Below are 25,958 nucleotides of genomic sequence, written 5' to 3'. Positions count from 1 at the left end.
CTGCAGCGATGATGGAAATGAATCATCATCATCCCTGTCATCTGGAAACGAGATAGCAGGGTGAACCTCAAGCAGCTCGAGTTTGCCGTCGCCCTGGCCGAGGAAGGCAACTTCACCCGCGCCGCCGAACGCTGCCATGTGGTGCAGTCCGCACTCAGCCACCAGATCGCCGCACTGGAGCAGGAACTGGGCACGCCGCTGTTTGAACGCCTGCCGCGCCAGGTGCGGGCCACCGCCGCCGGTGAGGCCATGCTGGTGCATGCGCGGCAGGCCTTGGCCAGCCTGCGCCATCTGCGTGCCGACGTGGCGGCGGTGAGTGGCGAGGTGCGCGGGCTGCTGGCGATCGGGCAGATTTCCTCGCTGACCGGCATCGACGTGGTGGCGATGCTGGCCGCCTTCCAGCAGGTGCACCCGCAGGTGGAATTCCAATTGCGGGTGGACAAGAGCGAGGACCTGATCGCGCAGGTGCAGTCGCGCGACCTGGATGTGGCGCTGGTCGGGTTGTCACCCTCGGCCCGCCTGGACGGGGTCTGCCACCAGATGCTGCAGGAAGAAGACCTGGTGGCGGTGCTGGCGCCGTCGCACCGCCTGGCCCGGCGCAAGCGGCTGCCATTGACCGAATTGCAGGACGAGGCGCTGGTCGACTTCCCGCGCGGCACTGGTGCGCGGCGGCAGACCGACGATGCCTTCGCCGCCGCTGGCCTGCCGCATGCGGTGCGCTTCGAGGTCAATCTGATGGAACTGATCGAGCGCTTCGTCCGCCATGGGCTGGCGGTTGGCATCGTGCCGACGTTGATTGCCGAAGGCTTCCAGGGCGTGGTGCAGATTCCGCTGCAGCCGACCCCGACCCGCCGCGTGCACCTGGTCTGGCAGCGGCTGCCGACACCGGCGGCGCGGGCGTTCGTCGAGGCCGTGCTCAGCCGCGCAGGCGCAGGCTCAGGCCCTTGAGGAAATTGCGCAGCATCTGGTCCAGGCAACGCCGGTAGTTGGTGTGGCCGGGCTGGCGGAACAGCGCGCCCACTTCCGACTTGGACACGTTGAAACCGGCGCTGGCGAAGATCTCCATCAGATCGACGTCGCGCAGCTGGAACGCCACGCGCAGCTTCTTCAGCACCAGGTTGTTGTCGATGCGGGTTTCCACCGCACGCTGCGGCTGGCTCTCGTCGCGACCGCGCAGGTGCACGATCAGGCCATCGAGGAAGTGCGCCAGCGCGCTGTCGCTCATCGCCTCGAAACCGGCTTCGTCCTCGCGGCGCAGCCAGGCCTTCACCTGCTCGGGATCCACGGCGAAGGCCGGGTCGGCCATCTGGCACAGGGTCACCACGTGGTGGTCGCCCAGATCCAGGGAGTAGCGCACGCTGCGCAGGACATCGTTGTTGATCATGGCCCAATTGTACTGGTCACCCCGGCAGGAGGGGCCGGATCTGGCCGATCAGGCAACGCAACCCCCCGCCGACGGTGCCAGAATGGGGGTCTGGTTTTTCCCCCTGGAGTTGCCTGATGACCCGCACTGTCCTGATTACCGGCGCCACGTCCGGCTTCGGCGCCGCCGCCGTCCACCGCTTCGCCCAGGCGGGCTGGAAGGTGATCGCCACCGGCCGCCGCGGTGAACGCCTGCAGCCGCTGGTCGAGCGCTACGGCAAGGACGTGGTGCACGCGGCTGCCTTCGACATCCGCGATCCGGTGGCGATGGAAGCCGCGTTGCTGGCACTGCCGCCGGCCTTCGGCGAGATCGATCTGCTGGTCAACAATGCCGGTCTGGCGCAGGGCACCGCGCCGGCACAGAGCGCCAAGCTGTCGGACTGGACCACGATGATCGACACCAACATCACCGCGCTGGTGACCCTGACCCATCGCCTGCTGCCGCAGCTGGTGGAGCGCAAGGGCGCGATCATCAACATTTCCTCGGTGGCCGGCGTCTACCCGTATCCGGGCGGCAACGCCTACGGTGGCACCAAGGCCTTCGTCAGCCAGTTCTCGCTGGGCCTGCGTTCGGACCTGCATGGCACCGGCGTGCGCGTGACCACGATCGAGCCGGGCATGGCCGAAACCGAGTTCACGGTGGTGCGTACCCATGGCGACCAGGCGGCGTCGGACAAGCTCTATACCGGCGCCAACCCGATGACCGCCGAAGACATCGCCGAACAGATCTTCTGGGTAGCCAGCCTGCCGCCGCACCTGAACATCAATCGCCTTGAACTGATGCCGGTCAGCCAGTCCTTCGCCGGTTTCCAGGTCGCCCGCGAAGGCTGACCTGCGTCGCGGGTCCTGTAGAGCCGAGCCTATGCTCGGCTTCGTCTGGATTCAGCCGAGCATGGCTCGACTCCACAGAAACGAAAAAGCCGGGCAATGCCCGGCTTTTTCGTTCACAGCGGCAGGCTTACTGCGCCTTGATCGCCATCGCCTGCAGGCCGGTGCCGTCCAGCTTCTGCTTGGCTTCGGACAACTCGCCGGCACTGCCATACGGCCCCATGCGCACGCGGTACACGGTCTTGCCGTTGATCTGCGCCGATTCCACGCGTGCCGCCAGGCCCATCATCGCCAGCTTGGCCTTGGTCGCTTCGGCATCGCCGGAGGCACCGAACGCACCCGCCTGCAGGATGTAGCGGGCGTTGTCGGCGGCGGCCGGTGCAGCAGTGGCCGGGGTACTGGCCGCGGTCGGCGGGGTTTCCGCGCGCGCTGCCGGAGTGGCGGCGGCGCTGCTGGTCGACGCCGTCGGCGTGCTGGCCGGAGGCGTTGCCGTTGCCGGGCGTTCGCTCAGCGGTGCCGGCAGCGGACGGCTGGTGGCGGTTACCGGTGCGGTGCTGGCCACGCTGGCGGTTGCTGTCGGTGCTGGTGCTGGTGCAGCGGCGGCGGCCGGAACCGGCTTGCCTTCCAAAGCCGCCTGCGCGCGCTGCGCTTCGGCCTTGGCTCGGCGCTGGTCTTCGGCACGCGCGCTGGCGGCCAGTTCGGCGTCGGACATTTCAACTTCCTTGCCCGGCAGCAGGGTGTAGAAGTCGTACTGGGTGGCGGCCGGCTTCTCCGGTTCGGCCGGCTTCTGCGTGGCCGGCTGCGCGGCCGGCTGGGCGCCAACATCGCTGTCGGCATCCGCGACCGGGGCCGGCTGCGCGTTCGGGTTCGGCTGCGGACCGGCCCGAAGGAAGCCATCGCCTTCGCCCTTGAACAGGTTCGGCGCCGCCAGGAACACCACGGCTGCAATCGCCACGCCAGCGACCAGCCACACCCATCCGGGTGTTCCCTGGCTGCTGCTGTTGCGTCGTGCCTGGTTTTTGCCGCGTCGTGCTGCCATGTGTACTGCGTCTCCTGATGCTTACATTTTTTCCGGGGCGCTGACGCCCAGGAGTTCGAGGCCGTTGGCCAGCACCTGGCGCGCGGCGCAGGCCAGGGTCAGCTTGGCGTTGCGGTCGGCGGCGTCATCCACCAGCACCGGCGTCCCGTGATACCACGTGTGGAACGCGTGCGCCAATTCACGCAGGTACTGCGCCACCAGATGCGGTTCCAGCGCCACGCCGGCCGCCTCCACCACTTCCGGGTACCGCGAGATCTCGTTCATCAGCAGCAGCGAAGCGTCGTCGGCCAGGCGGCCGAGGTTGGCCAGGCCGTTGCCCTGTTCGTACACCAGGCCCTTCTCCTGCGCCTGGCGCAGCAGGCTGCAGACGCGCGCATGCGCGTACTGCACGTAGAACACCGGGTTGTCGTTGCTCTGCTGGCGGGCCAGGTCGATGTCGAAGGTCAGCTGCGAATCGGGCTTGCGCGCGATCAGGAACCAACGGGTGGCATCGCGGCCGGCTTCCTCGATCAGGTCGCGCAGGGTGAAGTAGCTGCCGGCACGCTTGGACAGCTTCACTTCCTCGCCGCCACGCATGACGGTGACCATCTGGTGCAGCACGTATTCCGGCCAGCCCTGCGGAATGCCCACTTCCATCGCCTGCAGGCCGGCGCGCACGCGCGCCAGCGAGCCGTGGTGGTCGGCACCCAGTTCGGTGATCGCGCGCTCGTAGCCGCGCTGCCACTTGGACAGGTGGTAGGCCACGTCCGGCACGAAGTAGGTGAAGGTACCGTCGGACTTGCGCATCACGCGGTCCTTGTCGTCACCGAAGTCGGTGCTGCGCAGCCACAGCGCGCCACCTTCTTCATAGGTATGACCCGACGCCTGCAGCTTGGCCACCGCTTCGGCTACCTTGCCGTCGGCGTACAGCGAGCTTTCCAGGAAATAGATGTCGAAGTCGACGCCGAACGCGGCCAGGTCCAGGTTCTGCTCGTTGCGCAGGTAGGCCACCGCAAACCGGCGGATCGCCTGCATGTCGTCCGGGTCCTTGGCGCCGACCACGGTGCTGCCTTCCAGGTCGACGCTGGCGCCGGCCATGTAGGCGCGGGCGACGTCGGCGATGTATTCGCCGCGGTAGCCACCTTCCGGCCAGCCGTCCTGGTCCGGCGCGATGCCCTTGATCCGCGCCTGGGTGGACAGCGCCAGGTTCTCGATCTGCACGCCGGCGTCGTTGTAGTAGAACTCACGCTTGGCGTTCCAGCCGTTGGCGTCGAGCACGCGCGCCACGCAGTCGCCGATCGCCGCCGCGCGGCCATGGCCGACATGCAGCGGGCCGGTCGGGTTGGCTGACACGTACTCCACGCCCACCGTGCGGCCATTGCCGGACAGATTGCGGCCGTAGTCGTGGGCTTCCTTGATGACCGAGGCGGCTTCGCGCTGGTACGCGGCCGGGGCCAGGTGGAAGTTGATGAAGCCGGGGCCGGCGATCTCGATCTTGCTGACGTCCTCGCTGCGCGGCAGCGCCTCGACCAATGCCTGTGCCAGTGCGCGCGGATTGCTGCGCGCGGCCTTGGCCAGCAGCATCGCGGCGTTGGTGGCGAAGTCGCCGTGGTCGCGGGTCTTCGGGCGCTCGACCACGAAGTCCGGCGGCAGGGAGTCGGCGGGCAGGGTGCCATTGGCGCGCAAGGCTTCGATGCCTTGGCTGATCAGGGCGCGGAGGAGATTTTTCACGAGGCCTGCTGTGAGAATGAGCGGCGGAATCGCCCATTTTAGCGCAGATACCCGCGCCCACGCTGACCAGAACATGCCTGTGGGGGCGGCCGATGGCGCCTGAAGGGGCCGTGCTCAGCCGAACAGGCGCGGCTGGGGCGCGGACAGAAGTCCCCGTTCAGCAAATGAAACGGGACGGCCCTCGCCCACCACGAAGTGGTCCAGCAGGCGCACGTCCACCATCGCCAGCGCCTGCTGCAGTTCGTCGGTGATGCGGGTATCGGCGCTGGAGGGTTCCGGGTCGCCGGAAGGGTGGTTGTGGCTGAGGATCACCGCCGCTGCGTTGTGCAGCAGGGCGCGCCGCACCACTTCGCGGGGGTAGACCGGTGCGGCGTTGATGGTGCCGTGGAACAGTTCCTCGCAGGCGATCAGGCGGTGGCGATTGTCCAGGAACAGGGCCATGAAGATCTCCCGTGCCTGCCCCCGCAGGCGGTGCTGCAGATAGCGTCCGACCGCGGCCGGGTTGTTGCCGACCGCTTCGCCGTGTTCCAGCTCGGCGGCCAGGTAGCGGTGGGCCAGTTCCAGCCCGGCAGCCAGGGTACAGCTGCGCGCCGGACCCAGCCCGGGCAGGCGCGCCAGCTCCCGCGCGGGGCGATCGAGCAGCACCCGTAACGGGCCATGCCCCTGCAGCAGGTCGCGCGCGGTCTGCACGGCATCGCGGCCACCGAACCCGGAGCCGAGAAACAGGGCCAGCAGCTCGGCGTCGGAAAGTGACGTGGGCCCGCGCGCGATCAGCTTCTCGCGGGGGCGTTCCTGTTCGGGCCAGTCGTGGATGGGCATGCCTGCATCATCGCCAGCTTCGGCGGCATCTCCCATCGGGGCTTGCCGCGGGCCCGGGTCGGTCGATGCCTCAGTCGCGCCGGGTCTGCAGGTAGTCGAACAGTTCCTGGTTGTTCTGCAGGCCCAGCTTGCGCTTGGCTTCGGCCTTCTGCCGGCTGATGGTCTTCGGGCTGCGCCCACAGCGCTCGGCGACCTGGTTCACGTTGAGACCGGCCGCCAGCAGCTCCAGCACTTCCTGCTCGCGTGCCGACAGCGGCGCCGGCTCGCGCGGAAACAGCAGGTCGCGTGCCTGCAGGTGGTGGCGCAGCTGCTGGGAGACGAATACCTGCCCCGCCATCGCGGCGTTCAGCGCCTGGGGCAGTTCGGCGAAATCGGCGCACTTGTCGACCAGGCCACTGATGCCCTCCCGCAGCAGTCCGTCCAGCAGGCCGGGATGACGGGCGCCGGTCAGCACCACCACCGGCAGGCCAGGGCGGCGCATGCGCAGCGCGTCGATCAGCTCCGGACCGTCCGGGCCGGCACCCGGCATCGAGAGGTCGGTCAGCACCGCATCGCAGTCGTGCTGGTCCACCAGCTCCAGCAGCTGGGCGCCGTCACGCGCACTGCCGACGATGTCCATCAGGTGGGTCTGCAGCACGACACGGATGCCATGCAGGACCACGGGATGGTCGTCGGCGATGATGATGCGTGGATGCACGCGGCTCCTCGAAGGTCGAACAGGCCACGGCGGGCGGCAGCCAATGCCTGATTCTGCAAAAGCACAGAGACGTAGGGGTATAGGAAAGGTCCGAAACTGTTACCGGGTGAATCCCGGGTCAACGCAGGCGGATTCCATCTGCTGATAGCCGCCCGCTATGTGCGCCCTGCACCGGGACATTACCGACCATCGGGTAAGCTAGCGCCCTCGTTTGCACAGGAATTCCAGGTGGCTGACTCCCCCAACGCTTCCCCCGCGCCGGCGCGCGCGCTGGAAGGTCAGAAACTGCTGTTGTGCGTCGGAGGCGGGATCGCGGCGTACAAGGCGCTGGAACTGGTGCGGCGCCTGCGCGACGCCGGTGCCCAGGTGCAGGTGGCGATGACCGCCGGTGCCCAGCAGTTCGTCACTCCGCTCAGTTTCCAGGCCCTGTCCGGGCAGCCGACCCGCACCACGCTGTGGGACAGCGCCGCCGAACAGGCCATGGGCCACATCGAGCTGGCCCGCTGGGCCGACCGCATCGTGGTCGCCCCGGGGACCGCCGATCTGCTGGCCCGGCTGGCGCAGGGCCATGCCGATGACCTGGTCAGCACGTTGTGCCTGGCCAGCACCGCGCCGTTGACGATCTGCCCGGCGATGAACCACCGCATGTGGCTGCATCCGGCCACCCAGGCCAACATCGCCCTGCTGCGCCAGCGCGGCGCGCAGGTGATCGGCCCGGTCGACGGTCCGCTGGCCGAGGGCGAATCCGGTCCCGGCCGTCTGGCCGAGCCCGGCGACATCGTCGCCGCGCTGGCCGCCAATGGCAGTACCACGGCGGCGGCTGCCGCACCGGAAACCCGCGCGCTGCAGGGCCTGCGCCTGCTGATCAGCGCTGGCCCGACCTATGAAGACATCGATCCGGTGCGCTACGTCGGCAACCGCAGCAGCGGCAAGATGGGCTTTGCCCTGGCCGCGGCCGCCGCGACGATGGGCGCCCAGGTGGTGCTGGTCAGCGGCCCGGTGCAGCTGCCGACGCCGCCCGGCGTGCAGCGCGTGGACGTGCGCTCGGCCGCGCAGATGCGTGATGCCGTGCTGAAGTCGCTGCCGGCCGACATCTATATCGGTGCCGCCGCAGTGTCCGACTACACACCGCGCCAGGTGGCTGCGCAGAAGCTGAAGAAGACCGCCGACAGCCAGTCGCTGGTGATCGAGCTGGTGCGCACGCCGGACATCCTGGCCGAAGTCGCCGCGCAGACGCAGTCGCTGAAGCTGGTGGTCGGCTTTGCCGCCGAAACCCACGACCTGGAGAAGTACGCACGCGGCAAGCTGGTCGACAAGCGCCTGGACCTGGTGATCGCCAATCAGGTCGGCATCAGCGGCGGCGGTTTCGAGAGCGACAACAACGCCGCCACTGCCTTCTGGCAGGACGGTGAACAGGTATTCCCGGCCACCTCCAAGCGCGAGCTGGCCGAACAACTGCTGGCGCTGATCGCGCGGAGACTCCAGGCATGACCCAGGCTTTCACTTCCCAACCGCTGCAGGTCAAGCTGCTCGATCCGCGCTTCGGCGACAGCTGGCCGCTGCCGGCCTACGCCACCGAAGCCAGCGCCGGCATGGACCTGCGCGCGGCGCTGGATACCGCGCTGACCCTGCAGCCGGGCGACACCGCGCTGGTGCCCAGCGGCCTGGCCATCCATATCGCCGATCCGCACCTGTGCGCGGTGATCCTGCCGCGTTCCGGGCTGGGTCACCGCCACGGCATCGTGCTCGGCAACGGCACCGGCCTGATCGACGCCGATTACCAGGGCCCGCTGCTGATCAGCGTCTGGAACCGTGGCCGCGAGGCCTTCACCATCGAGCCGGGCGATCGCATCGCGCAGCTGGTGGTCGTGCCGATTGCCCGCGTCAGCCTGCAGGTGGTGGATACTTTCACCGACAGCGTGCGGGGAACGGGTGGATTCGGCCATACCGGGGTGCGTTGACAGGGGACATCGATGAGCGGCATCGGGGAAGGACAGCGGGGACGGTCGTTGGGACGCAGTGCGCCACTACTGGGGGTGCTGCTGGTCCTGCTGGCTGGCTGGTTCGGATGGAGCGCGGTGCAGCAATGGCGCCAGGAGGCCAACGGCCAGGCGCTGGAAGCTGCGCGTGACCAGGCTGTGCAAGGCCTGCAGGAGGCCGCTGCCGGCCAGCTGAAGCAGCTGCAGCAGCAGCTGAAGAACGAGCGCGTGCAGCAGGCGCTGCAGGCCGGCGATGCCGCTGCGGCGGCACTCGCGGTCCGCGAGAGCTGGACCGGCGTCGAGCACGCCGAAGTACTGACCGCCGATCTGGCCAACGCCTACGCCGACCCGGCGACCTTCGGCTATGCCCGGTTGGCGCTGCTGGAAGCCGCATTGGCCGAGACCGGCCCCAGCCTGCGCGTGGTCCGCGATGGGGGCGGCAATCGTCTTGGCCTGGCGGCACCGGTGCCGCTGGGCAGCCTGGGCCCGGCAGTGCTCTACGTGCGCCAGCCGTTGCTGCGACTGACCTCGCCGCTGGACCAGGTGAGTGCGCCATCGGCCGGTTTCCTTGGCCTGCGCCAGGGCGCGCATGACCTCGTCGCCCAGGGCGATGCCAGCCTGGCCGAAAGTGCCGAAGCATTGGCGCGGCCGATTCCGGGTACGCCGTTGCGGCTGGTGGCCGCGGTACCCAATGTCGAACCCGGTCCGCTGGGCCTGGGTTCGCTGGCCAGCGCCATCGTTGCGCTGCTGCTGGCGTTCATCGCCGTGCTGCTGGTGGTGGGTCGCGGCCGCCTGCCGAAGACGCTGCCGCTGCCGCGCCGTGCGGCCGTGGCGGAAGCGGATCATGGCCCGACCCTGAGCGAGAGCCTGCAGATGGCGCCGCCGCCGGTGGCCGAGGCCAGTACAACTGAAAGTGCACCGCCGCCCCCGCCGCCGGTTCCGGCCGAGGAACTGGCGGCCGGTATCTTCCGCGCCTACGACATCCGCGGCGTGGTGGGCAGCCAACTGACGCCGAAGACGGCGGCGCTGATCGGCCAGGCCATCGGTACCGTGGCACTGGAGCAGGGCCTGCGCGAGGTGGTGATCGGCCGCGACGGCCGTCTGTCCGGCCCGGAACTGGCCGCAGGGTTGGCCGAGGGCCTGAGGCGCGCCGGTTGCGCGGTGATCGACATCGGCCTGGCACCGACCCCGGTCGTGTACTACGCCGCCTTCCATCTGCGCACCGGCACCTGCGTGGCGGTCACCGGCAGTCATAACCCGCCCGAGTACAACGGCTTCAAGGTGGTCATCGGCGGCGAGACGCTGTCCGGCGATGCCATCACCGATCTCTACCAGCGCATCATCGAAGGCCGCCTGGTACAGGCCGCCGAGCCGGGCGATTACCAGCAGCGCGATGTCAGTGCCGACTACATCCAGCGCATCGCCGACGACGTGCAGCTGGACCGCCCGTTGAAGGTCGTGGCCGATGCCGGCAACGGCGTCGCCGGTGCGCTCGCACCGCAGCTGCTGGAAGCGATCGGTGCTGAAGTCATTCCGCTGTACTGCGATGTCGACGGTACCTTCCCCAACCATCATCCCGACCCGAGCGAACCGGCCAACCTGGAAGACCTGGTGCAGACGGTCAAGCGCTTCGGCGCCGACCTCGGCGTCGCCTTCGATGGCGATGGCGACCGGCTGGGCGTGGTCACCGGCGAAGGCAGGATCATCTATGCCGACCGCCTGCTGATGCTGTTTGCCGCCGATGTGCTGATGCGCAACCCCGGCGCGATGGTGATCTACGACGTGAAGTGCACCGGCAAGCTGTCCGACCACGTGCTGCGCAATGGTGGCAGCCCGCTGATGTGGAAGACCGGGCATTCGCTGATGAAGGCGAAGATGCGCGAGACCGATGCCGAGCTGGCCGGCGAGATGAGCGGCCACTTCTTCTTCAAGGAGCGCTGGTTCGGTTTCGACGATGGCCTGTATGCGGCGGCGCGCCTGCTGGAGATCCTGGCCCAGCGCGAGGAGACCCCGGATGAGGTACTGGCAGAGCTGCCGGAGATGGTGGCCACGCCGGAGCTGAAGGTGCCGGTGGCCGACGGTACGCCACATGCGCTGGTGGCGATGCTGGTGGCGGCGGCGCAGTCACCGGACAACCCGTATGTGGGCGGCCGCCTGTCGACCATCGACGGCCTGCGTGTGGACTTCCCCGATGGCTGGGGCCTGGTGCGTGCCTCCAATACCACGCCGGTGCTGGTGCTGCGCTTCGAGGGCAACGACGAGGCGGCACTGGAACGCATCCAGGCGCTGTTCCGCAGCCAGCTGCAACCGGTGCTGGGCGAGACCCCACTGGGGTTCTGAGGTGGGGCCGGGCTGCGCCCGGCACCCGCCGAATCAACGTCAACGTCAACGTCAACGTCAAAGGCCGGCTATCCGTGGGATGGCGGGGCGGTGTCGGAGTGCGGGGACGCAGCAAGTACGTCCCTGTAAGCTTGGCAGCCGCATCCATGCGGCTGACACCCCGCACTCCGACACCGCCCCACCCCTGACAATGTCCTGGAGCTGTTGGTAGGTGTCGACCTTGGTCGACACAGTAGATCCACGCCATGCGTGGATGTTCTTCCGAATTCGCTTTGGTGGGTGTCGACCTTGGTCGACACACCCTCACCCCTTGAACCGCAATCCCACGCCCGGTTCGGTGAACAGGTAGCGCGAATCCAGCGCCGAATCACCCAGCTTGTGCCGCAGCTTGCCGACCAGGATGCGCAGGTAATGGGTGTCGTGCTGGTGGGTCGGCCCCCAGATCTCCTGCAGGATCTGCGGCTGGGTCACCACGCGCCCGGCATTGCGCAGCAGCAGCGACAGCAGCGCGTATTCCTTGCGGGTCAGCGCCACCGGTTCACCATCGAGTGCCACTTCACGGCGCACCAGGTCCACATGCAGATGGCCATCGTCGAACACCGGCGGGGTGCCGTCGCTGGGCACGCTGCGCGTGCGCAGCAGCGCCCGTACCCGCGCCATCAGCTCCTGGGTACCGAAGGGTTTGGTCACGTAGTCGTTGGCGCCGTTGTCCAGCGCCCGCACCTTCTCGGTTTCGCCGGCGCGAACGGTCAGCATGATCACCGGCACCTGGCTCCATTGCCGCAGCTGCTCCAGCACCTCGTGGCCTTCCATGTCCGGCAGGCCGATGTCCAGGATCACCAGGTCCATGTCTTCGCTGGCGGCCATCTCCAGGCCTTCCTGGCCGGTCGCGGCCTGCCGTACCTGGTAGCCCTGCGCGCGCAGGCTGATATCCAGGAACCGGCGGATCTGGGTTTCATCATCGATCACCAGCACGCGCGCGGCCGGCACGCTGGCATCAATCGGGGTCGGGCTCATCGTGGGAGGCTGGCTTGAGCAGGGGCAGGGTGATGCGGATCAGGGTACCGCGACCGTCGCGTCCGGGCAGCGCCTGCACGCTGCCGCCATGCGCGCCGATCATGCCCTGGCAGATGGTCAGGCCCAGGCCGGTGCCGTGGCGGCCGCGGTCGCCGCGCTCGACGCTGTAGAACATGTCGAAGATGCGCGCACGCTCGTCATCGGGAATGCCGGGGCCGGCATCGATCACGTCGATGCGCAGCTGGCCGTCCAGCTCGCGCGCCTGCACCTGCACGGCGGCATCGGGCGGCGAGAACTTGGCCGCGTTTTCCATCACATTGAACACGGCCTGCTCGACCAGCGCCGGGTGCACCCAGATCGGCGCCAGCGTGGAGGGAATATCCAGCTCCAGCCGTACCTTGGGCTGGTAGCGCTGCAGGCGCCGCGCCGCCGAGCCGATCAGTTCGTCCACGCCGATCCAGTCGCGGTTGATCTTCAATCCTTCGTGGCCGAGGCGGGTCATGTCCAGCAGGTTCTGGATGTAGCGGTCCAGCCGTTCGCCCTCGACCAGGATGGTGTCCAGCAGGGCACGGCGATCGGCTGTATCCATCGCCGCACCGTAGCTGGCCAGGCTGTCGGCCGAACCGATCATCGCCGCCAGCGGCGAGCGCAGATCGTGCGATACCGAAGAGAGCAGGGCCGAGCGCAATCGCTCGGTCTCGTTGCTGACGTGGGCCTGTTCCAGTTCGGCCACCAGCCGCGTGCGCAGCGCGGCCTGCGCGATGTCATCCACCATCGCTTCGGCCAGCTGCCGCTGCTCGGGCAGCAGGCGCGCCTGCGCGCCGGGCAGGTACAGGCCGGCCACGCCGATCGCGCGGTCTTCGCCATCCAGCAGCGGCAGGAACCACCATTGCGCGCCGGCCAGAGTGTCGGTGAAGCGGCCGCTGGGCTGGCCGTGGCGCAGCGCCCAGTCGGCGGCGGCCAGATCGGTATCGCCAGGCTGGCTGCGGCCACCGGTTGCGGTATCGGCGCCGATCCGCAGCCACGCCGGCACGTCCATGGCCTGTTCCAGTGCATGCCGACCCGCCTGCGCCACCTCTCCGTTGCCGGCGGCACTGGCCAGCTGGCGGCCCAACTGCTGGCGCGCACGCGCATGGCGGTTGGCGGCACGCAGCGCGATCACCTGCATGCGCAGGCGCGAGGCCAGGCGTCCGGCCACCAGCGCGGCGGCCAGGAACAGGAACACGGTGATCACGCCCTGGCGCGCGCCGATGGCGAAGGTGAAGCGTGGCGCGATGAACAGGAAGTTGTAGGCCAGGAAGCACAGGATCGCCGCCATCACCGCCACGCTGGCGCGGGTGCGCGCCGCCACCAGCACCACCGCGACGATGAACACCATCGACAGGTCGGCCATGCCCACCCAGTGTTCGGCCAGCCACGCCACCGCACAGGCCAGCGCGGTAGCGATCAGGGCTTGTGCCGGTTCATGACTGATACCGCGCATTGGCGGCAGCAGGCTCTCGCGGCGCGAGCGCGCCCGCGCCTGCGGGGTGCTGATGATGGTGATCTCGTAGTGCGCGCCGCGCTGGATCAGCTGCTGGGTCAGGGTGCGGTTGAACATCCGCGCCAGCGGCCGTTCGCGGGTCCGGCCCAGCACCAGGGTCGACACGCCATTGTGCGCGGCGTGGTCGAGCAGGGCATCGGCGATGCTCGATCCGTGCAGCAGTTCGGCGTCGCCGCCCAGGCGCCGTGCCAGCGCGAAGGCTGCATCGATCTCACGCCGGGTCGCCTCGTCCTGGCGTCGCCCCTGCACGGTCACCACCGTCCACGGTGCGTCGCGGCGCTCGGCGATGCGCCTCGCCACGCGCACCAGGTATTCACTCTGACCGCCGCCATCAATGGCCACCAGCACGCCGCGACGCAGCGGCAGGTTGCTCTCGCCGCGTGCGGCGCGTGCTTCGCGCAGGCTGCTGTCGACGCGGTCGGCAGCTTCCTGCATGGCCAGTTCGCGCAACGCGGTCAGGTTGGCCGGCGAGAAGAACGCCTGCAGCGCCTGCGCGGCTTGTTCGGGTACATAGACCTTGCCCTGCTGCAGGCGCGCGATCAGTTCGCGCGGCGGCAGGTCCACCAGCACGATGTCGTGCAGTCGGTCGAGCACACCGTCCGGCACGGTCTCGCTGACGCGTACGCCGGTGATGCGCATCACCACATCGTTGAGGCTTTCCAGATGCTGGATGTTGACCGTGGTCCAGACGTCAATGCCGACGTCCAGCAGCTCCATCACGTCCTGCCAGCGGCGCTCATGGCGGCTGCCCGGCGCGTTGCGATGGGCCAGTTCATCCACCAGTACCAGCGCTGGATGCCGTGCGAGCACGGCATCCAGGTCCATCTCCTGCAGGGCGTGGCCGTGGTAGGCCACCTCCTTCAGCGGCAACCGCGGCAGGCCCTCCAGCAGCGCCTGGGTATCGGCGCGGCCGTGGGTTTCCACCAGCCCGACCACCAAGTCAACGCCGCGGCGCAGCTGTTCCTGCGCGCGGGTCAGCATGGTGTAGGTCTTGCCCACGCCCGGCGCCGCGCCGAGGAACACGGTCAGCTTGCCGCCGGCTTCGCGTTGCAGGCCTTCGACCAGGGCATCGGCCTGGCGGGTACGCGCATCAGTCATGGGTGCCGCTGTCATGCCCGCCATTGTGCGCGCAGCCGGTGCAGGCCGGCATCACGGCGCCTTGGCCGCGTGGTCCAGCGCGAAGTTCAGCGTCACCACGTTCACCCGCGGCTGGCCGAACAGGCCCCACTGGCGCCCTTCGGTATGCGACTGCACCAGCGCTTGTACGCGCGCCACCGGCAGGCCACGGGCACGCGCTACGCGTGCCACCTGCAGCTGCGCGGCGGCCGGCGACAGCTGCGGATCCAGGCCGCCTGCGGACTGGGTGACCAGATCCGCAGGCACCTGCGCCGGCGCGACACCTTCGCGTGCGGCTACCGCAGCCGTGCTGGCAGCCACGCGCTCGGCCAGTGCCGGGTTGCTGCGCGCCATGTTGGAACCGGCCGCGGCCATCGGGTCGTAGTTGGCGGCCGACGGGCGCGCCTGGAAGTAGCCGTCACCGGTGAACGGCTGCGCCAGCCATACCGAGCCGCGCACCTGGCCACTGTCATCGCGCAGCAGGCTGCCTTCGGCCTGTCCCGGGAATGCCAGGCCGGCAAAGCCGGTTGCAATGCCGGCGTAGACCGCGCCGGCCAGCAGCAGGGTGGCCAGGCCCAGGCCGATCGCCGGACGCCAGCGGGCGTCATCCTGCAGGCTGGCCACGCGGGCCTCGGCCTTTGGTTCACGGGACAGGGAAGACGAAGTGGAAGCAGAACGGTTCATGCGCCGAATACCAGGACAAGAAGGAGGTCGATCAGCTTGATCGCCGCGAACGGCAGCAGCACGCCGCCGAGACCGTAGACCAGCATGTTCCGGCGCAGCAGCGCCGTCGCGGTGGCCGGGCGGAAGCGCACGCCACGCAGGGCGAGCGGAATCAGGGCGGGAATCACCAGGGCGTTGAAGATCAGCGCCGCCAGCACGGCGTTGCGCGGGCTCGACAGCTGCATCACGTTCAGTGCGGCCATGGTCGGAACGGCAGCGGCGAACAGCGCCGGCAGGATCGCGAAGTACTTGGAGACGTCGTTGGCCAGCGAGAAGGTGGTCAGCGCGCCGCGGGTGATCAGCTGCTGCTTGCCCACTTCCACCACCGCCAGCAGCTTGGCCGGGTCCGAATCCAGGTCGACCATGTTGCCGGCCTCTTTCGCCGCCTGCGTGCCGGAGTTCATCGCCAGGCCGATGTCGGCCTGGGCCAGCGCCGGGGCGTCGTTGGTACCGTCGCCGACCATCGCCACCAGGCGGCCACCGGCCTGCTCCTGGCGGATGCGCGCCAGCTTGTCTTCCGGCCGCGCTTCGGCGATGTAGTCGTCCACACCGGCCTCGGCAGCGATGGCGGCGGCGGTCAGCGGGTTGTCACCGGTGATCATCACCGTGCGGATGCCCATCGCCCGCAGCTGCGCGAACTTCTCGCGCATGCCGTGCTTGACCACGTCCGACAGCTCGATCACGCCCAGCACGTGGCGGCCCTCGGCCACCACCAGCGGGGTGGCGCCGTTGCGCGCGACCTGCTCGACACGACCGGCCAGCTCGGCCGGCACGTTGCCGCCCAGCACCTGCACGTGGGCACGGATCGCATCGGCGGCACCCTTGCGGATCTGCCGCCCATGTTCCAGGTCCACGCCGGACATGCGGGTCTGGGCAGTGAAGGCCAGGTAGTCGGCATGGTCCGGTTCGGCGGTGGCGCAGCCCTGTTCGCGCGCAAGGCGCACGATCGACTTGCCTTCCGGGGTCGGGTCGGCCAGCGAAGACAGCAGCGCCGCTTCACGCAGCTGGCTGGCATCGATACCGGCCAACGGATGGAAGTGGCTGGCCTGGCGGTCGCCGTAGGTGATGGTGCCGGTCTTGTCCAGCAGCAGCACGTCGACGTCGCCGGCCACCTCCACCGCCTTGCCCGACTTGGCCAGCACATTGGCGGCCAGCGCACGGTTCATGCCGGCGATGCCGATGGCCGGCAGCAGCCCGCCGATGGTGGTCGGGATCAGGCACACCAGCAGCGCGATCAGCAACAGCGGGTCGACCTTGACGCCCACGGAGGCGCCGATCGCAGGCAGCGTCGCCACCACCACCAGGAAGGTCAGCGTCATCGCCGCCAGCAGCAGGGTCAGCGCGATCTCGTTCGGGGTCTTCTGGCGGTTGGCACCCTCCACCAGGGCAATCATCCGGTCCAGGAAGCTGTGGCCCGGCTCGGCGGTCACCCGCACGATGATCTGGTCGGACAGCACCTTGGTGCCGCCGATCACACCGGAACGGTCGGTGCCAGCCTCGCGCAGCACCGGTGCCGATTCGCCGGTCACCGCCGCTTCGTTGATGGTGGCCAGGCCCTGCACGATCTCGCCGTCGGCCGGCACCAGCTCACCGGCACTGACGATCACATGGTCGCCCGGGCGCAGTTCGGCTGCGGGTACCTGGGTTTCGGCCGCGCCCGGCTGCGGCGCAGCCAGCCGGCGCGCCACCAGATCCTGGCGGGCACGGCGCAGCGAGGCGGCCTGGCCACGGCCGCGCGCTTCGGCCACCGCCTCGGCGAAGTTGCCGAACAACACGGTCACCAGCAGGATCGCGGTCACCGCCAGGCCGAAGCCCAGCGGCGCTTTGCCGCTCAGGGTGACGATGGCGGCGACAATCGTGCCGGCCATCACCACTGCCATCACCGGGCTGCGTACCAGGTGCATCGGTGACAGCTTGCGCACTGCGTCGACCAGCGCACGGCGCAGGCCGGCGCCATCGAGCAGGGCAGGGCGCGGCGCATGGGAACTACGGGTGGAACTTGCGTGGGTACTCATCGGGGTGTCCTTAGTGCAGTCCCAGGCTCAGGTGGTCGGCGATCGGGCCGAGTACCAGCGCCGGCATGAACTGCAGCACGGTCAGGATGACGATCACCGAGACCAGGGTCAGGGCGAAGGTCGGGGTTTCGATCTGCAGGCTGCCGGCAGACTCCGGCGCCTGGCGCTTGGCGGCCAGCTGTGCGGCCACCACCAGCGGGATGATCAGCAGTGGGAAGCGGCCCAGCAGCAGCACCAGCGAGCAGCTCAGGTTCCACCACAGCGTGGCGTCACCCAGCCCTTCGAAGCCCGAACCGTTGTTGGCATAGGCCGAGACGTATTCGTAGAAGACCTGGCTGATGCCATGGAAACCGGGGTTGGACGTGCCCGCCAGGCCGGGTACGGCCAGGGTGATCGCGGTGAACACCAGCAGGGTGATCGGCTGCAGCAGCACCAGCAGGGCCAACAGGCGGACCTGTGGCGTCTCCAGCTTGCGGCCGAACAGTTCCGGCGTGCGCCCGGTCATCAACCCGGCCAGGAACACGCCCAGCAGCAGGTACACGATGAACTGCTGCAGGCCACAGCCAATGCCGCCCCAGATCGCGCTGACCAGCATGTTGACCATCGCGATGCCGCCACTGAGCGGCGCCAGCGAATCGTGCATGCCGTTGACCGAGCCGTTCGAGACCTGGGTGGTCACCGCCGCCCACAGCGCAGTGCCGTCGGCACCGAAGCGCACCTCTTTGCCTTCCATCAGCAACGGCGTGGCGGCGCTGGCGCTATGCCCTTCGCTCCACATCATCGCGCCGGTGGACAGCAGCGACATGCCCAGCATGCAACTGAACACCAGGGCGCCGAAGCGGCGCCGGCCGGTGAACGCGCCGATCATGAAGATCACCGCCATCGGCACCAGCAGGATGCCGACGATCTCCAGCGCGTTCGACAGCGGGGTCGGGTTCTCCAGCGGGAAGCTGCTGTTCGGGCCGTACCAGCCGCCACCGTTGGCACCCAGCTGCTTGGCCGCGACCATTGCCGCCACCGGACCCAACGGCAGCTTCTGTCCGGCCATGCCGGCGCTGGCATCGATCGGCGTGGCCTGTGGCCCACCGGCCATCGTCGACGGCACGCCCTGGCTGGTCAGCACCAGTGTCCACACCAGGCACAGCGGCAGCAGGAAGCGCACGCACAGGCGCACCACGTCCACGTAGTAGTTGCCCACCGCCACCTGGCGGTCATCGCCGCTGCCGGTGGCGGCCGCAGCCTGCGGCGCACGCGAGAACAGCGCGCGCAGTGTCGCTACCGCCAGCGCCAGGCCCATCATCGGCGTCACCACCTGCAGGCCGGTGATGCCGGTCATCTGCGAGAGGTAGGACAGCTGCGCCTGGCCCGAATAGTGCTGCTGGTTGGTGTTGGTCAGGAACGAGATCATCGTGTGCAGCGCGGTGTCCCAGCGCATGTTCGGGATCTGATCCGGATTCAGCGGCAGCCAGGCCTGGGTCATGAACACCGCCTGGGTCAGCACCGCGACCACCAGGTTGCTCAGGACGAAGGCCAGCACGTAGCCGCGCCAGGACATCGAACGTGCCGGATCAACACCGAACATCCGGTACAGCGGCTTCTCGATCCAGTGGAACAGCACGTCGACCTTCATCGGCGTGCCACGCATCACGCGGGCCAGGTACAGGCCCAGCGGCCACGCCAGCAGCAGGCTGGCGGCAATAATCACAAGCATCTCAGTCATGGCCGGCTCCGCTCAGAACGACTCGGGCCGCAGCACGACATAAAGAAGATAGGCGGCGGCGACCAGCACCAGCACGCCACACAACAACGACAGCCAGGGGGACATTGCAATAGCGTCCTGGTGGAACCCCTCCACCTCAGGTCGTCATCGTCGTCCTGCCGCCCATAAACGCACTACGCGCCGGACCGGGCCGACGCGTAAAGAGTGCATAAATTTCGTGGGCCAAGCCGTAACCAGGCGCCGCCTACTGTAGAGCCGAGCCCATGCTCGGCTGCTCTTTCCCAAGGTCACGCGGAGCCGAGCATGGGCTCGGCTCTACAAGCGAATCACGGGGCCTGGCTCGCTGGTGCCACGCCCTTCAGCTCGCGATAGCGCTGCAGGGTGCTTTCAATTTCGGCCTTCAACGCCTGCTGCTGCTGCAGGAACCCGGCCTGCAGGCGCTGCTGCGCCTGCAGCTGCACGTGCCGCTGGCGGATCGCCCCGGCCTGCTTGTCGGCCACCTTGGCGCCGGCCAGTTCGCGATCACCGGCGGCCGACAGCAGGGCCACCAGCGACTCGCGCAGGCTGGTGACGTTGTACTCGGCCGTCTTCAGGTTGTTGTCCAGCACTTCCTGGCGCTCGGCGAACACCCGGCGCAGGTCGTCCTCGCTGCCATAGGTGGTCAGCATCGCCTGCTCGGTGCGCTGGCGGGTCTGCTCGGCCATCAGGTCCAGCTGCTGCTGCGCGGCCACCGTGCTGGCGGCGGCACGCTCTTCGTCGGTCAACGCGCGCTGGACCTGCGCATTGCGCAGGCCACTTTTCGCGTTGAATTCCTCGCGGGCATGGTTGACCGCATCGGCCGGCAGCGAATCACTGCAGATCCGCTCCTTGCCCTCGTTCCAGCAGTACAGCTTCTTCTCCACCTTGTCGCCACCCCGCGACTGCGCCGGCAGCGTGAACGGCACGGCCAGCAGCAGGCCGGCAAAGAGAACAGCAGGAACTCGGGACATGACCTTTCCCCTGGTCGGTCAGCGGATCGAACGGACGCCGTACTGGGCCCGGTAGGCTTCCAGCGGCTGCCGGTAGCCCACAAGTTCCGGGTTGCCGGAGGCGAAATCAAGCAGATCGGCCAGCGATGCCACGGCGATCACCGGAATGCCGGCCTCCTCGGCCACCGACTGCGCCGCCGAACGGCGATCGGTTTCCGAAGCGATCTCCTGGCGGTCAAGCGCCACCACGATGCCGGCCGGGGTGCCACCGGCAGCGCGAATGATGCCCAGCGCTTCGCGGATCGCGGTACCGGCGGTGATCACGTCGTCGACGATCAGCACGCGCTTGCCATTCATGTCGGCGCCGATCAGCTGGCCGCCTTCGCCATGGTCCTTGGCTTCCTTGCGGTTGAACGACAGCGGCAGGTCGCGGCCACGCTGGGCCAGCTCACAGGCCATCGCGGTGGCCAGCGGGATGCCCTTGTAGGCCGGGCCGAACACCACGTCGTACTTGATTCCGGTGGCATCGATGGCATCGGCGTAGCAGGCGCCAAGCTGCGACAGCAGCGAACCGGAGTCGAAACGACCGGCGTTGAAGAAATAGGGGCTCAGCCGGCCGGACTTGAGGGTGAACTGGCCGAAGCGCAGGGCGTCGGCGGTCAGGGCCAGCTGCAGGAAACGGTGGCGGTGGTCGCTCATCAAAACTCGATTCATCTTCATTTGGAGCATAAATCCTAATCCAGCTGGGCGTTTCGCGCTCGTCCGGACCCGTGTGAAGGGCGTCGCGGCCTGGCCGGGCAGACTGCGCAGCCCCGCGGGCAACCGGTATGCTTGCCCGGTTTCCTGTCGTAGGTCCCTTGCATGCGCATCATCAGTTTCAACGCCAATGGCATCCGTTCCGCCGCGACCAAGGGCTTCCTCGACTGGTTCCGTGCCCAGGACGCCGACGTCCTGTGCATCCAGGAGACCAAGGCCCAGGAAGACCAGCTGACCGACCCGATGTTCCGTCCAGACGGGCACCACTGCTTCTATCGCGACGCCATCACCAAGAAGGGCTACAGCGGCGTGGCGATCTACAGCAAGCGCGAGCCGGACCAGGTCATCACCTCGCTGGGCTGGGCGCCGTTCGACGACGAAGGCCGCTACATCGAGGCGCGCTACGGCAACCTCAGCGTGGTCTCCTTCTACATCCCGTCCGGCAGCTCGGGCGACCTGCGCCAGGGCTTCAAGTTCGAAGTGATGGAATGGCTGCGGCCGATCCTGGAGGAGTGGGCGCGCAGCGGCCGCGACTACGTACTGTGCGGCGACTGGAACATCGTGCGTTCGGCGCTGGACATCAAGAACTGGAAGTCCAACCAGAAGAATTCCGGCTGCCTGCCGGAGGAGCGCGACTGGCTCAACGCCCTGTGCGCCGACCACGGCCAGGCCACCGATGTCGCCGCCGGCCGTGGCTGGGCCGATGCCTACCGCCTGCTCAACCCCACCGGCGAGGATTACACCTGGTGGAGCAACCGCGGCGCCGCCCGTGCGAACAACGTCGGCTGGCGTATCGACTACCAGTTCATCACTCCGGGCCTGCGCGACAAACTGCGTAGCTGTTCGATCTACCGCGACGAGCGCTTCTCCGACCACGCCCCGTTCACCGTGGACTACGACCTGTGACCGAGGCCGCCAAGCCGCGCCGACCGTGGCAGCAGGTGTTGTCCAACCTGAGCCAGCGCAAGGTGCTGGCGATGCTGCTGCTCGGTTTCAGTTCGGGCCTGCCCATCTATCTGGTGGGCAATACGCTCGGCTTCTGGATGCGCAAGGAAGGCATCGAGCTGAGCACGATCGGTTTCCTGTCATGGGTCGGGCTGGCCTACACCATGAAGTTCCTGTGGGCGCCGATCGTCGACAAGACCGACGTGCCTCTGTTCGGTCGTTTTGGCCGCCGCCGCGGCTGGATGCTGCTGTCGCAGCTGGTCGTAGTGGTGGGCCTTGTCGGCATGGCGCTGGTCCAGCCCAAGGGCGGCCAGATCCAGTTCCTGGGCATCGCCTGGCAGCACATCGTCGTGTTCGGCGTAATGGCCGTGATCGTGGCGTTTGCTTCGGCCACCCAGGACATCGTCATCGATGCCTGGCGCATTGAAAGTGCTGACAACAGCGAGCAGCTTGGCCTGCTGACCTCATCCTCGGCATTGGGCTACCGCACTGCCTTGCTGGTCACCGATGCGCTGATCCTGATCATCGCGGCCCGTGTTGGCTGGCAGGTCTCCTACGAGATCATGGCCGTGCTGATGGCGCTTGGCGTGGTAGCCGTGGTCATGGCCCGTGAACCCGCGCGGGAAGTGGCTGCCGTGCAGGCACAGGCGACCTCCCTGTGGACGCCGCGCGGCCTGTTCGACGCCGTGGCGGGGCCGTTCATCGCCTTCGTCCGCGAGCATCGCAGCGGCGCGATCCTGATCCTGGTGGCCATCAGCGTCTATCGCATGGCCGACTTCGTCATGGGGCCGATGGCCAACCCGTTCTACGTCGATCTCGGCCTGGACGAGGACACCGTGGGCGCGGTGCGTGGCTCGGTGGGCCTGGTCGCGACCTTCGTCGGCATTGCTGCGGCGGGCCTGGTCTCGGTTCGCTGGGGGGTGCTGGCGGCGCTGATGGTGGGTGCCGTGCTGGGGCCGGCCTCCAACCTGGCATTTGCCTGGCTGGCCTATTCGGGCCCAGACACGACCCATTTTGCTGTGGCCATGGCCATCGACAACTTCGCCAGCGGTTTCGCCGGTACGGCGCTGATCGCCTATATGTCCAGCCTGACCAGCATCGGATACACCGCAACCCAGTACGCGCTGCTGAGTTCGTTCTACGCGATGCCCGGCAAGGCGCTCAAGGGGCTCTCGGGGTGGTCGGTACAGACGCTCGCACAGGGCCGGACGCTGCTGGAAGGCTACGCGCTGTTCTTCGTCGGTACCGCGCTGGTGGCGATCCCGGTGGTGATCCTCTGCGCCCTGCTGATCCTGCAGCAGCGCCGTCGCCAGGCCTCCAGCTCGACCTGATTGCCTGCCCGTCCGGTCTGCGGGATCATCGCCTCGACGCGCCGAGGGGGCGGTGCCTTGCGAACGGGGAAGCGAGCATGGCCGACGTTGTGCTGCGGGACCTGGACCCGCTGCTGCTGGAACGCATCAAACGCGTCGCGGTCGCCCGCGGCTGGACCCACGAACAGACCTGCGCCGCTTTGCTGGAGCAGGGCCTGTTCAGCAGTGAACTGGAGGTCCGCTCCGGCTTCGGTGATCCCGAAGTGGACGCGCTCTCCGACGCCATCGCCGCCCTGCAGGCCTTGCCCGCAGGGCAGGGCTTCGATTAGCGGCCGCGCCGCAATGCTGTAGAGCCGAGCCCACGCTCGGCTGCCCGGTAGATCCACGCCCTGCGTGGATGACGCCACCTCACGCCAGGTGGATCGCCCCGAGGATCCGCGGCCCCTTGGCCCCGGTCACGCTCGGCAGGTTGCCGGCCAGCCCGTCCATCGTCCGCTGCGCCAGCCACGCAAAGCCCATGGCCTCCACGTACTCCGGGTCCAGCCCGTGCACCGCGCTGGATTCCACCTGCACCCCCGGCAGCCGCGCCGCCAGCCGTTTCATCAGCTGCCGGTTGCGTACGCCGCCACCACAGACCAACAGGCGCCGGGTCTGCGGCTGCTGCGCCAGCAGCGCATCGGCCACGGTTGCCACGGTCAGCTCCAGCAGGGTGGCCTGCACATCGGCGGCAGCGTATTGGCCTTCGCCCATGTGCACCTCGGCCCAGGCTAGGTGGAACTGCTCACGGCCGGTGCTCTTCGGCGGTGGCAGCGCGAACCACGGGTCCGAGCGCCAGCCGGCCAGCAGGCCCTCGTCTACCGCGCCACTGGCAGCGTACGCACCATCGGCATCGAAGGTGCGGCCGGTATGGCGCTGGCACCAGGCATCCATCAGCGCGTTGGCCGGGCCGGTATCGAAGCCGCGCACTGCGCCTTCGCGCGGGATCAGGGTCAGGTTGGCGATGCCGCCCAGGTTCAGCACCGCACGGTCCTCATCGGCGGCGCCCAGCATGCCAAGGTGGAAGGCCGGCATCAGCGGCGCACCATGGCCCCCGGCGGCCACGTCACGGCGGCGGAAGTCGGATACCGTGGTGATCCCGGTCAGCTCGGCGATGCGGTTGCCATCGCCCAGCTGCACGGTGAAGGCGGGGGTGGCCAGCGGGCGATGGCGCACGGTCTGGCCGTGCGAGCCGATCGCGCGGACCTGGCTGCGGTCCACGCCGGCCTCGGCCAGCAGTTGATTGGCGGCTTCGGCGAAGTTGATCGCGATCCGGGCGTCCAGCTCGCCCAGCTCCTCCAGCGAGTCCAGCGGTCCGCCTTCGCCCAGCGCCACCAGCCGCGCACGCAGCACAGGCTCCCAGCGGGCGGTCAGCCCGTGCACGAAGCGGCAGCCTCCGCCAGCGGGGAACTGCACCAGCGCGGCATCGATGCCGTCGGCGCTGGTGCCCGACATCAGGCCAAGGTACAGGGGGGCGTCAGCGTCGGCAGTCGTGTTCATGGCGGACAAAAAAAAAGGACGCGGCAAGCTTGGGCTGCCGCGTCCTTCTTCGTCAACGCAGGGGTTCAGCCGCGCTTGCGGCCGGTCGCCTGCTTGTCCTTGGCGCTGGCCACCTCGGGGGCGGCCTCGTCGCGGCTGGTCGGTGCCGGGCTGGCGTCGGCGTAGATCAGCTTCTCCATGCCCTGGATGCGGGCCATCGCCGGTGCGGTCTGCGCGCGGAAGGCGACCAGCTCGGCGCCCTTCAGCGGCTCCGGCGGCGGCATGGTCACGGTCAGCGGATTGCGGTGCTCGCCGTTGACGCGGAATTCGTAGTGCAGATGCGGGCCGGTGGCCAGGCCGGTCGAGCCGACATAGCCGATCACCGTGCCCTGGGCCACGCGCTGGCCGGTCTTGATGTTCGCAAAGCGCGACATGTGCCCGTACAGGGTGGTGTGGCCGCGGCCGTGGTCGAGGATCACCACGTTGCCGTAGCCGCGCTGCACGCCGGCGAACTGCACGCGGGCATCGCCGGCGGCCATGATCGGGGTGCCGGTGCGCGCAGCGTAGTCCACGCCCTTGTGCATGCGCATCTTGCCCAGCACCGGGTGCTTGCGCGCGCCGAAAGTCGAGCTCAGCCGGGCGAACGGGATCGGCATGCGGATGAAGCTCTTCTTCAGCGAACGGCCGTTGATGTCGTAGTACTCGGACTTGCCGTTGCGGTCGAAGCGGAAGCCGGAATAGGTCTTGCCACCGGTGGTGAAGGTCGCCGCCAGGATCTTGCTGGTGTCCACCTTCTCGCCTTCGCGCCAGGTTTCATCCATCACCACGCTGAAGCGGTCGCCCGGCTGCAGGTCCTTCGAGAAGTCGATGTCGTACTTGAAGATGTCGTCGGTCATCGTCGCGATCGCCGACGGCGACAGCCCGGCGCGTCGGGCCGCGGCATACAGCGAACTGGTGATCTCGCCGCTGGTGACCACGGTGCGCGTGGAGGTCTCGCGCTGGGTCACCTTCTCCTTGATGTCGTCGCCGGTCAGGCTCAGTTCCACCCGGTTGTCGGCATCGCGGTCGAAACGGATGCTGCGCAGGTCACCGGACAGCGGCATGTCGAAGGCGATCTCGGCGCCCGGGCGGAGCTTGGTCAGCGCCTCGCGTGCACCGGGGTGGTCCAGCACCCGGTGCAGGGTGGTGGCCGGGATGCCCGCCTTGTCGAACAGATCGCTCAGGGTCTGGCCGCGCTCCACGCGCAGCACCTGCCAGCTGTCACCGGGCACCTGCTGCTGGCGGGCCATGGTCAGCGGCGGCAACGGCAGTGCAAGGCTGGTATGGCTGTCGGCAAAGGGGGCGTCGATGGTGTGCGAGAAGCCCGGGACGATCGTTGCCACCAGGGCGCCGATGGTCGCGAACAGGCTGGCGTGCATCCAATGGCGGCGGGTCCATCGCTCATTGAAGGCGGCGGGAAGATGTTGCCTGAGCTTCCGATGCAGGGCGTTGTCGTG

At 68.4% G+C, this 25,958-nt stretch carries 23 protein-coding genes (1 of these 23 running past the window's edge); 8 read left to right on the top strand and 15 right to left on the bottom strand.

The window, feature by feature from the left end:
- Window positions 1-60 precede the first annotated feature (60 nt).
- Window positions 61-948, top strand: coding sequence for a LysR family transcriptional regulator (locus tag RI032_RS07490; protein WP_322548075.1), 888 nt, complete (start codon window positions 61-63; stop codon window positions 946-948).
- Here RI032_RS07490 and RI032_RS07485 read toward each other — a convergent pair.
- Entirely contained in the window at window positions 917-1,384 is a 468-nt protein-coding gene (locus tag RI032_RS07485) for a YehS family protein (protein ID WP_005411992.1), read from the bottom strand. The two genes, RI032_RS07490 and RI032_RS07485, sit on opposite strands and share 32 nt — an antisense overlap.
- Window positions 1,385-1,500: 116 nt before the next feature.
- Here RI032_RS07485 and RI032_RS07480 point away from each other — a divergent pair, with 116 nt between their 5' ends.
- Window positions 1,501-2,253 carry an SDR family NAD(P)-dependent oxidoreductase gene (locus RI032_RS07480; RefSeq protein ID WP_019337645.1) on the top strand — a complete coding sequence of 251 codons (753 nt, stop codon included), beginning with the start codon at window positions 1,501-1,503 and terminating at the stop codon, window positions 2,251-2,253.
- A 127-nt stretch (window positions 2,254-2,380) separates the two neighbouring features.
- Here the strand turns inward: RI032_RS07480 and RI032_RS07475 are convergent, their stop codons facing one another.
- From RI032_RS07475 to RI032_RS07460, 4 genes are all read right to left on the bottom strand, one after another.
- Window positions 2,381-3,289: an SPOR domain-containing protein gene (locus RI032_RS07475; protein WP_109815132.1), complete on the bottom strand. Its 909-nt coding sequence runs from the start codon at window positions 3,287-3,289 to the stop codon at window positions 2,381-2,383.
- Window positions 3,290-3,310: 21 nt separating this feature from the next.
- A complete protein-coding gene (gene argS / locus RI032_RS07470) occupies window positions 3,311-4,999 on the bottom strand; it encodes an arginine--tRNA ligase (protein WP_322548074.1) in 1,689 nt (562 codons plus the stop codon).
- 114 nt (window positions 5,000-5,113) lie between these two features.
- A complete protein-coding gene (gene radC, locus RI032_RS07465) occupies window positions 5,114-5,818 on the bottom strand; it encodes a RadC family protein (RefSeq protein WP_322548073.1) in 705 nt (234 codons plus the stop codon).
- Between the two features lie 70 nt (window positions 5,819-5,888).
- Window positions 5,889-6,515: a response regulator gene (locus RI032_RS07460; protein ID WP_019338987.1), complete on the bottom strand. Its 627-nt coding sequence runs from the start codon at window positions 6,513-6,515 to the stop codon at window positions 5,889-5,891.
- 228 nt (window positions 6,516-6,743) lie between these two features.
- Here RI032_RS07460 and coaBC point away from each other — a divergent pair, with 228 nt between their 5' ends.
- The 3 genes from coaBC to RI032_RS07445 are packed head-to-tail and all read left to right on the top strand — an operon-like array spanning window position 6,744 to window position 10,834.
- A complete protein-coding gene (gene coaBC / locus RI032_RS07455) occupies window positions 6,744-8,006 on the top strand; it encodes a bifunctional phosphopantothenoylcysteine decarboxylase/phosphopantothenate--cysteine ligase CoaBC (protein ID WP_322548072.1) in 1,263 nt (420 codons plus the stop codon).
- Window positions 8,003-8,476, top strand: coding sequence for a dUTP diphosphatase (gene dut, locus RI032_RS07450; protein ID WP_005411999.1), 474 nt, complete (start codon window positions 8,003-8,005; stop codon window positions 8,474-8,476). Before coaBC ends, dut begins: the two co-directional genes overlap by 4 nt.
- A gap of 12 nt (window positions 8,477-8,488) precedes the next feature.
- The gene (locus tag RI032_RS07445; protein WP_049412124.1) at window positions 8,489-10,834 is read left to right on the top strand and encodes a phosphomannomutase/phosphoglucomutase; all 2,346 of its coding nucleotides are present in this window, start codon (window positions 8,489-8,491) and stop codon (window positions 10,832-10,834) included.
- A 303-nt stretch (window positions 10,835-11,137) separates the two neighbouring features.
- On the opposite strand, the gene RI032_RS07440 is transcribed toward RI032_RS07445, so the two are convergent.
- The 8 genes from RI032_RS07440 to pyrE all read right to left on the bottom strand — a co-directional run bounded on the left by RI032_RS07440 (window position 11,138) and on the right by pyrE (window position 20,635).
- Entirely contained in the window at window positions 11,138-11,851 is a 714-nt protein-coding gene (locus RI032_RS07440) for a response regulator transcription factor (RefSeq protein ID WP_019338804.1), read from the bottom strand.
- Window positions 11,832-14,492 carry a sensor histidine kinase KdpD gene (locus RI032_RS07435; RefSeq protein ID WP_322548071.1) on the bottom strand — a complete coding sequence of 887 codons (2,661 nt, stop codon included), beginning with the start codon at window positions 14,490-14,492 and terminating at the stop codon, window positions 11,832-11,834. The genes RI032_RS07440 and RI032_RS07435 overlap by 20 nt, the downstream gene beginning before the upstream one ends.
- 51 nt (window positions 14,493-14,543) lie before the next feature.
- Window positions 14,544-15,194, bottom strand: a complete 651-nt coding sequence (gene kdpC, locus RI032_RS07430; RefSeq protein ID WP_322548070.1) for a potassium-transporting ATPase subunit KdpC — start codon at window positions 15,192-15,194, stop codon at window positions 14,544-14,546.
- A complete protein-coding gene (gene kdpB, locus RI032_RS07425; protein ID WP_312250916.1) occupies window positions 15,191-17,248 on the bottom strand; it encodes a potassium-transporting ATPase subunit KdpB in 2,058 nt (685 codons plus the stop codon). Before kdpB ends, kdpC begins: the two co-directional genes overlap by 4 nt.
- A 10-nt stretch (window positions 17,249-17,258) precedes the next feature.
- Window positions 17,259-18,968, bottom strand: coding sequence for a potassium-transporting ATPase subunit KdpA (gene kdpA, locus RI032_RS07420; protein ID WP_322548069.1), 1,710 nt, complete (start codon window positions 18,966-18,968; stop codon window positions 17,259-17,261).
- 12 nt (window positions 18,969-18,980) lie between these two features.
- Window positions 18,981-19,073, bottom strand: coding sequence for a potassium-transporting ATPase subunit F (locus tag RI032_RS07415; RefSeq protein ID WP_005407770.1), 93 nt, complete (start codon window positions 19,071-19,073; stop codon window positions 18,981-18,983).
- Between the two features lie 221 nt (window positions 19,074-19,294).
- On the bottom strand, window positions 19,295-19,957 hold the full coding sequence (locus tag RI032_RS07410) for a hypothetical protein (protein WP_134959253.1): 663 nt from the start codon (window positions 19,955-19,957) through the stop codon (window positions 19,295-19,297).
- Between the two features lie 18 nt (window positions 19,958-19,975).
- Entirely contained in the window at window positions 19,976-20,635 is a 660-nt protein-coding gene (pyrE, locus tag RI032_RS07405) for an orotate phosphoribosyltransferase (protein WP_010486876.1), read from the bottom strand.
- A gap of 162 nt (window positions 20,636-20,797) precedes the next feature.
- Here pyrE and RI032_RS07400 point away from each other — a divergent pair, with 162 nt between their 5' ends.
- The 3 genes from RI032_RS07400 to RI032_RS07390 all read left to right on the top strand — a co-directional run bounded on the left by RI032_RS07400 (window position 20,798) and on the right by RI032_RS07390 (window position 23,276).
- Window positions 20,798-21,598, top strand: coding sequence for an exodeoxyribonuclease III (locus RI032_RS07400; RefSeq protein ID WP_005420469.1), 801 nt, complete (start codon window positions 20,798-20,800; stop codon window positions 21,596-21,598).
- A complete protein-coding gene (locus RI032_RS07395; RefSeq protein WP_049455489.1) occupies window positions 21,595-22,968 on the top strand; it encodes a muropeptide MFS transporter in 1,374 nt (457 codons plus the stop codon). The genes RI032_RS07400 and RI032_RS07395 overlap by 4 nt, the downstream gene beginning before the upstream one ends.
- Window positions 22,969-23,045: 77 nt before the next feature.
- Window positions 23,046-23,276 (top strand): hypothetical protein, encoded by a 231-nt coding sequence (locus tag RI032_RS07390; RefSeq protein WP_005407775.1) that lies wholly within the window; start codon window positions 23,046-23,048, stop codon window positions 23,274-23,276.
- Between the two features lie 79 nt (window positions 23,277-23,355).
- On the opposite strand, the gene RI032_RS07385 is transcribed toward RI032_RS07390, so the two are convergent.
- Entirely contained in the window at window positions 23,356-24,483 is a 1,128-nt protein-coding gene (locus RI032_RS07385; protein ID WP_125437753.1) for an anhydro-N-acetylmuramic acid kinase, read from the bottom strand.
- Window positions 24,484-24,548: 65 nt separating this feature from the next.
- Window positions 24,549-25,958: the 3' portion of a M23 family metallopeptidase gene (locus RI032_RS07380; RefSeq protein WP_010486866.1), read on the bottom strand. 63 nt of this gene lie beyond the right edge of the window; only the last 1,410 of its 1,473 coding nucleotides appear in the window; its start codon lies off the right edge, out of view; its stop codon occupies window positions 24,549-24,551.

It is taken from the genome of Stenotrophomonas geniculata (assembly GCF_034508895.1).
GTDB classification, from domain to species: domain Bacteria; phylum Pseudomonadota; class Gammaproteobacteria; order Xanthomonadales; family Xanthomonadaceae; genus Stenotrophomonas; species Stenotrophomonas geniculata.
This window is presented reverse-complemented; position numbering and strand designations above follow the sequence as displayed.

Excerpts from the sequence above, each read along its gene's own strand:
- RI032_RS07485 (WP_005411992.1), bottom strand. The coding sequence starts at position 1,384 with ATGATCAACAACGATGTCCTGCGCAGCGTGCGCTACTCCCTGGATCTG.
- RI032_RS07480 (WP_019337645.1), top strand. The coding sequence starts at position 1,501 with ATGACCCGCACTGTCCTGATTACCGGCGCCACGTCCGGCTTCGGCGCC.
- RI032_RS07475 (WP_109815132.1), bottom strand. The coding sequence starts at position 3,289 with ATGGCAGCACGACGCGGCAAAAACCAGGCACGACGCAACAGCAGCAGC.
- radC (WP_322548073.1), bottom strand. The coding sequence starts at position 5,818 with ATGCCCATCCACGACTGGCCCGAACAGGAACGCCCCCGCGAGAAGCTG.
- dut (WP_005411999.1), top strand. The coding sequence starts at position 8,003 with ATGACCCAGGCTTTCACTTCCCAACCGCTGCAGGTCAAGCTGCTCGAT.
- RI032_RS07445 (WP_049412124.1), top strand. The coding sequence starts at position 8,489 with ATGAGCGGCATCGGGGAAGGACAGCGGGGACGGTCGTTGGGACGCAGT.
- RI032_RS07440 (WP_019338804.1), bottom strand. The coding sequence starts at position 11,851 with ATGAGCCCGACCCCGATTGATGCCAGCGTGCCGGCCGCGCGCGTGCTG.
- RI032_RS07435 (WP_322548071.1), bottom strand. The coding sequence starts at position 14,492 with ATGACTGATGCGCGTACCCGCCAGGCCGATGCCCTGGTCGAAGGCCTG.
- kdpC (WP_322548070.1), bottom strand. The coding sequence starts at position 15,194 with ATGAACCGTTCTGCTTCCACTTCGTCTTCCCTGTCCCGTGAACCAAAG.
- kdpB (WP_312250916.1), bottom strand. The coding sequence starts at position 17,248 with ATGAGTACCCACGCAAGTTCCACCCGTAGTTCCCATGCGCCGCGCCCT.
- kdpA (WP_322548069.1), bottom strand. The coding sequence starts at position 18,968 with ATGACTGAGATGCTTGTGATTATTGCCGCCAGCCTGCTGCTGGCGTGG.
- RI032_RS07415 (WP_005407770.1), bottom strand. The coding sequence starts at position 19,073 with ATGTCCCCCTGGCTGTCGTTGTTGTGTGGCGTGCTGGTGCTGGTCGCC.
- RI032_RS07410 (WP_134959253.1), bottom strand. The coding sequence starts at position 19,957 with ATGTCCCGAGTTCCTGCTGTTCTCTTTGCCGGCCTGCTGCTGGCCGTG.
- pyrE (WP_010486876.1), bottom strand. The coding sequence starts at position 20,635 with ATGAGCGACCACCGCCACCGTTTCCTGCAGCTGGCCCTGACCGCCGAC.
- RI032_RS07400 (WP_005420469.1), top strand. The coding sequence starts at position 20,798 with ATGCGCATCATCAGTTTCAACGCCAATGGCATCCGTTCCGCCGCGACC.
- RI032_RS07390 (WP_005407775.1), top strand. The coding sequence starts at position 23,046 with ATGGCCGACGTTGTGCTGCGGGACCTGGACCCGCTGCTGCTGGAACGC.
- RI032_RS07385 (WP_125437753.1), bottom strand. The coding sequence starts at position 24,483 with ATGAACACGACTGCCGACGCTGACGCCCCCCTGTACCTTGGCCTGATG.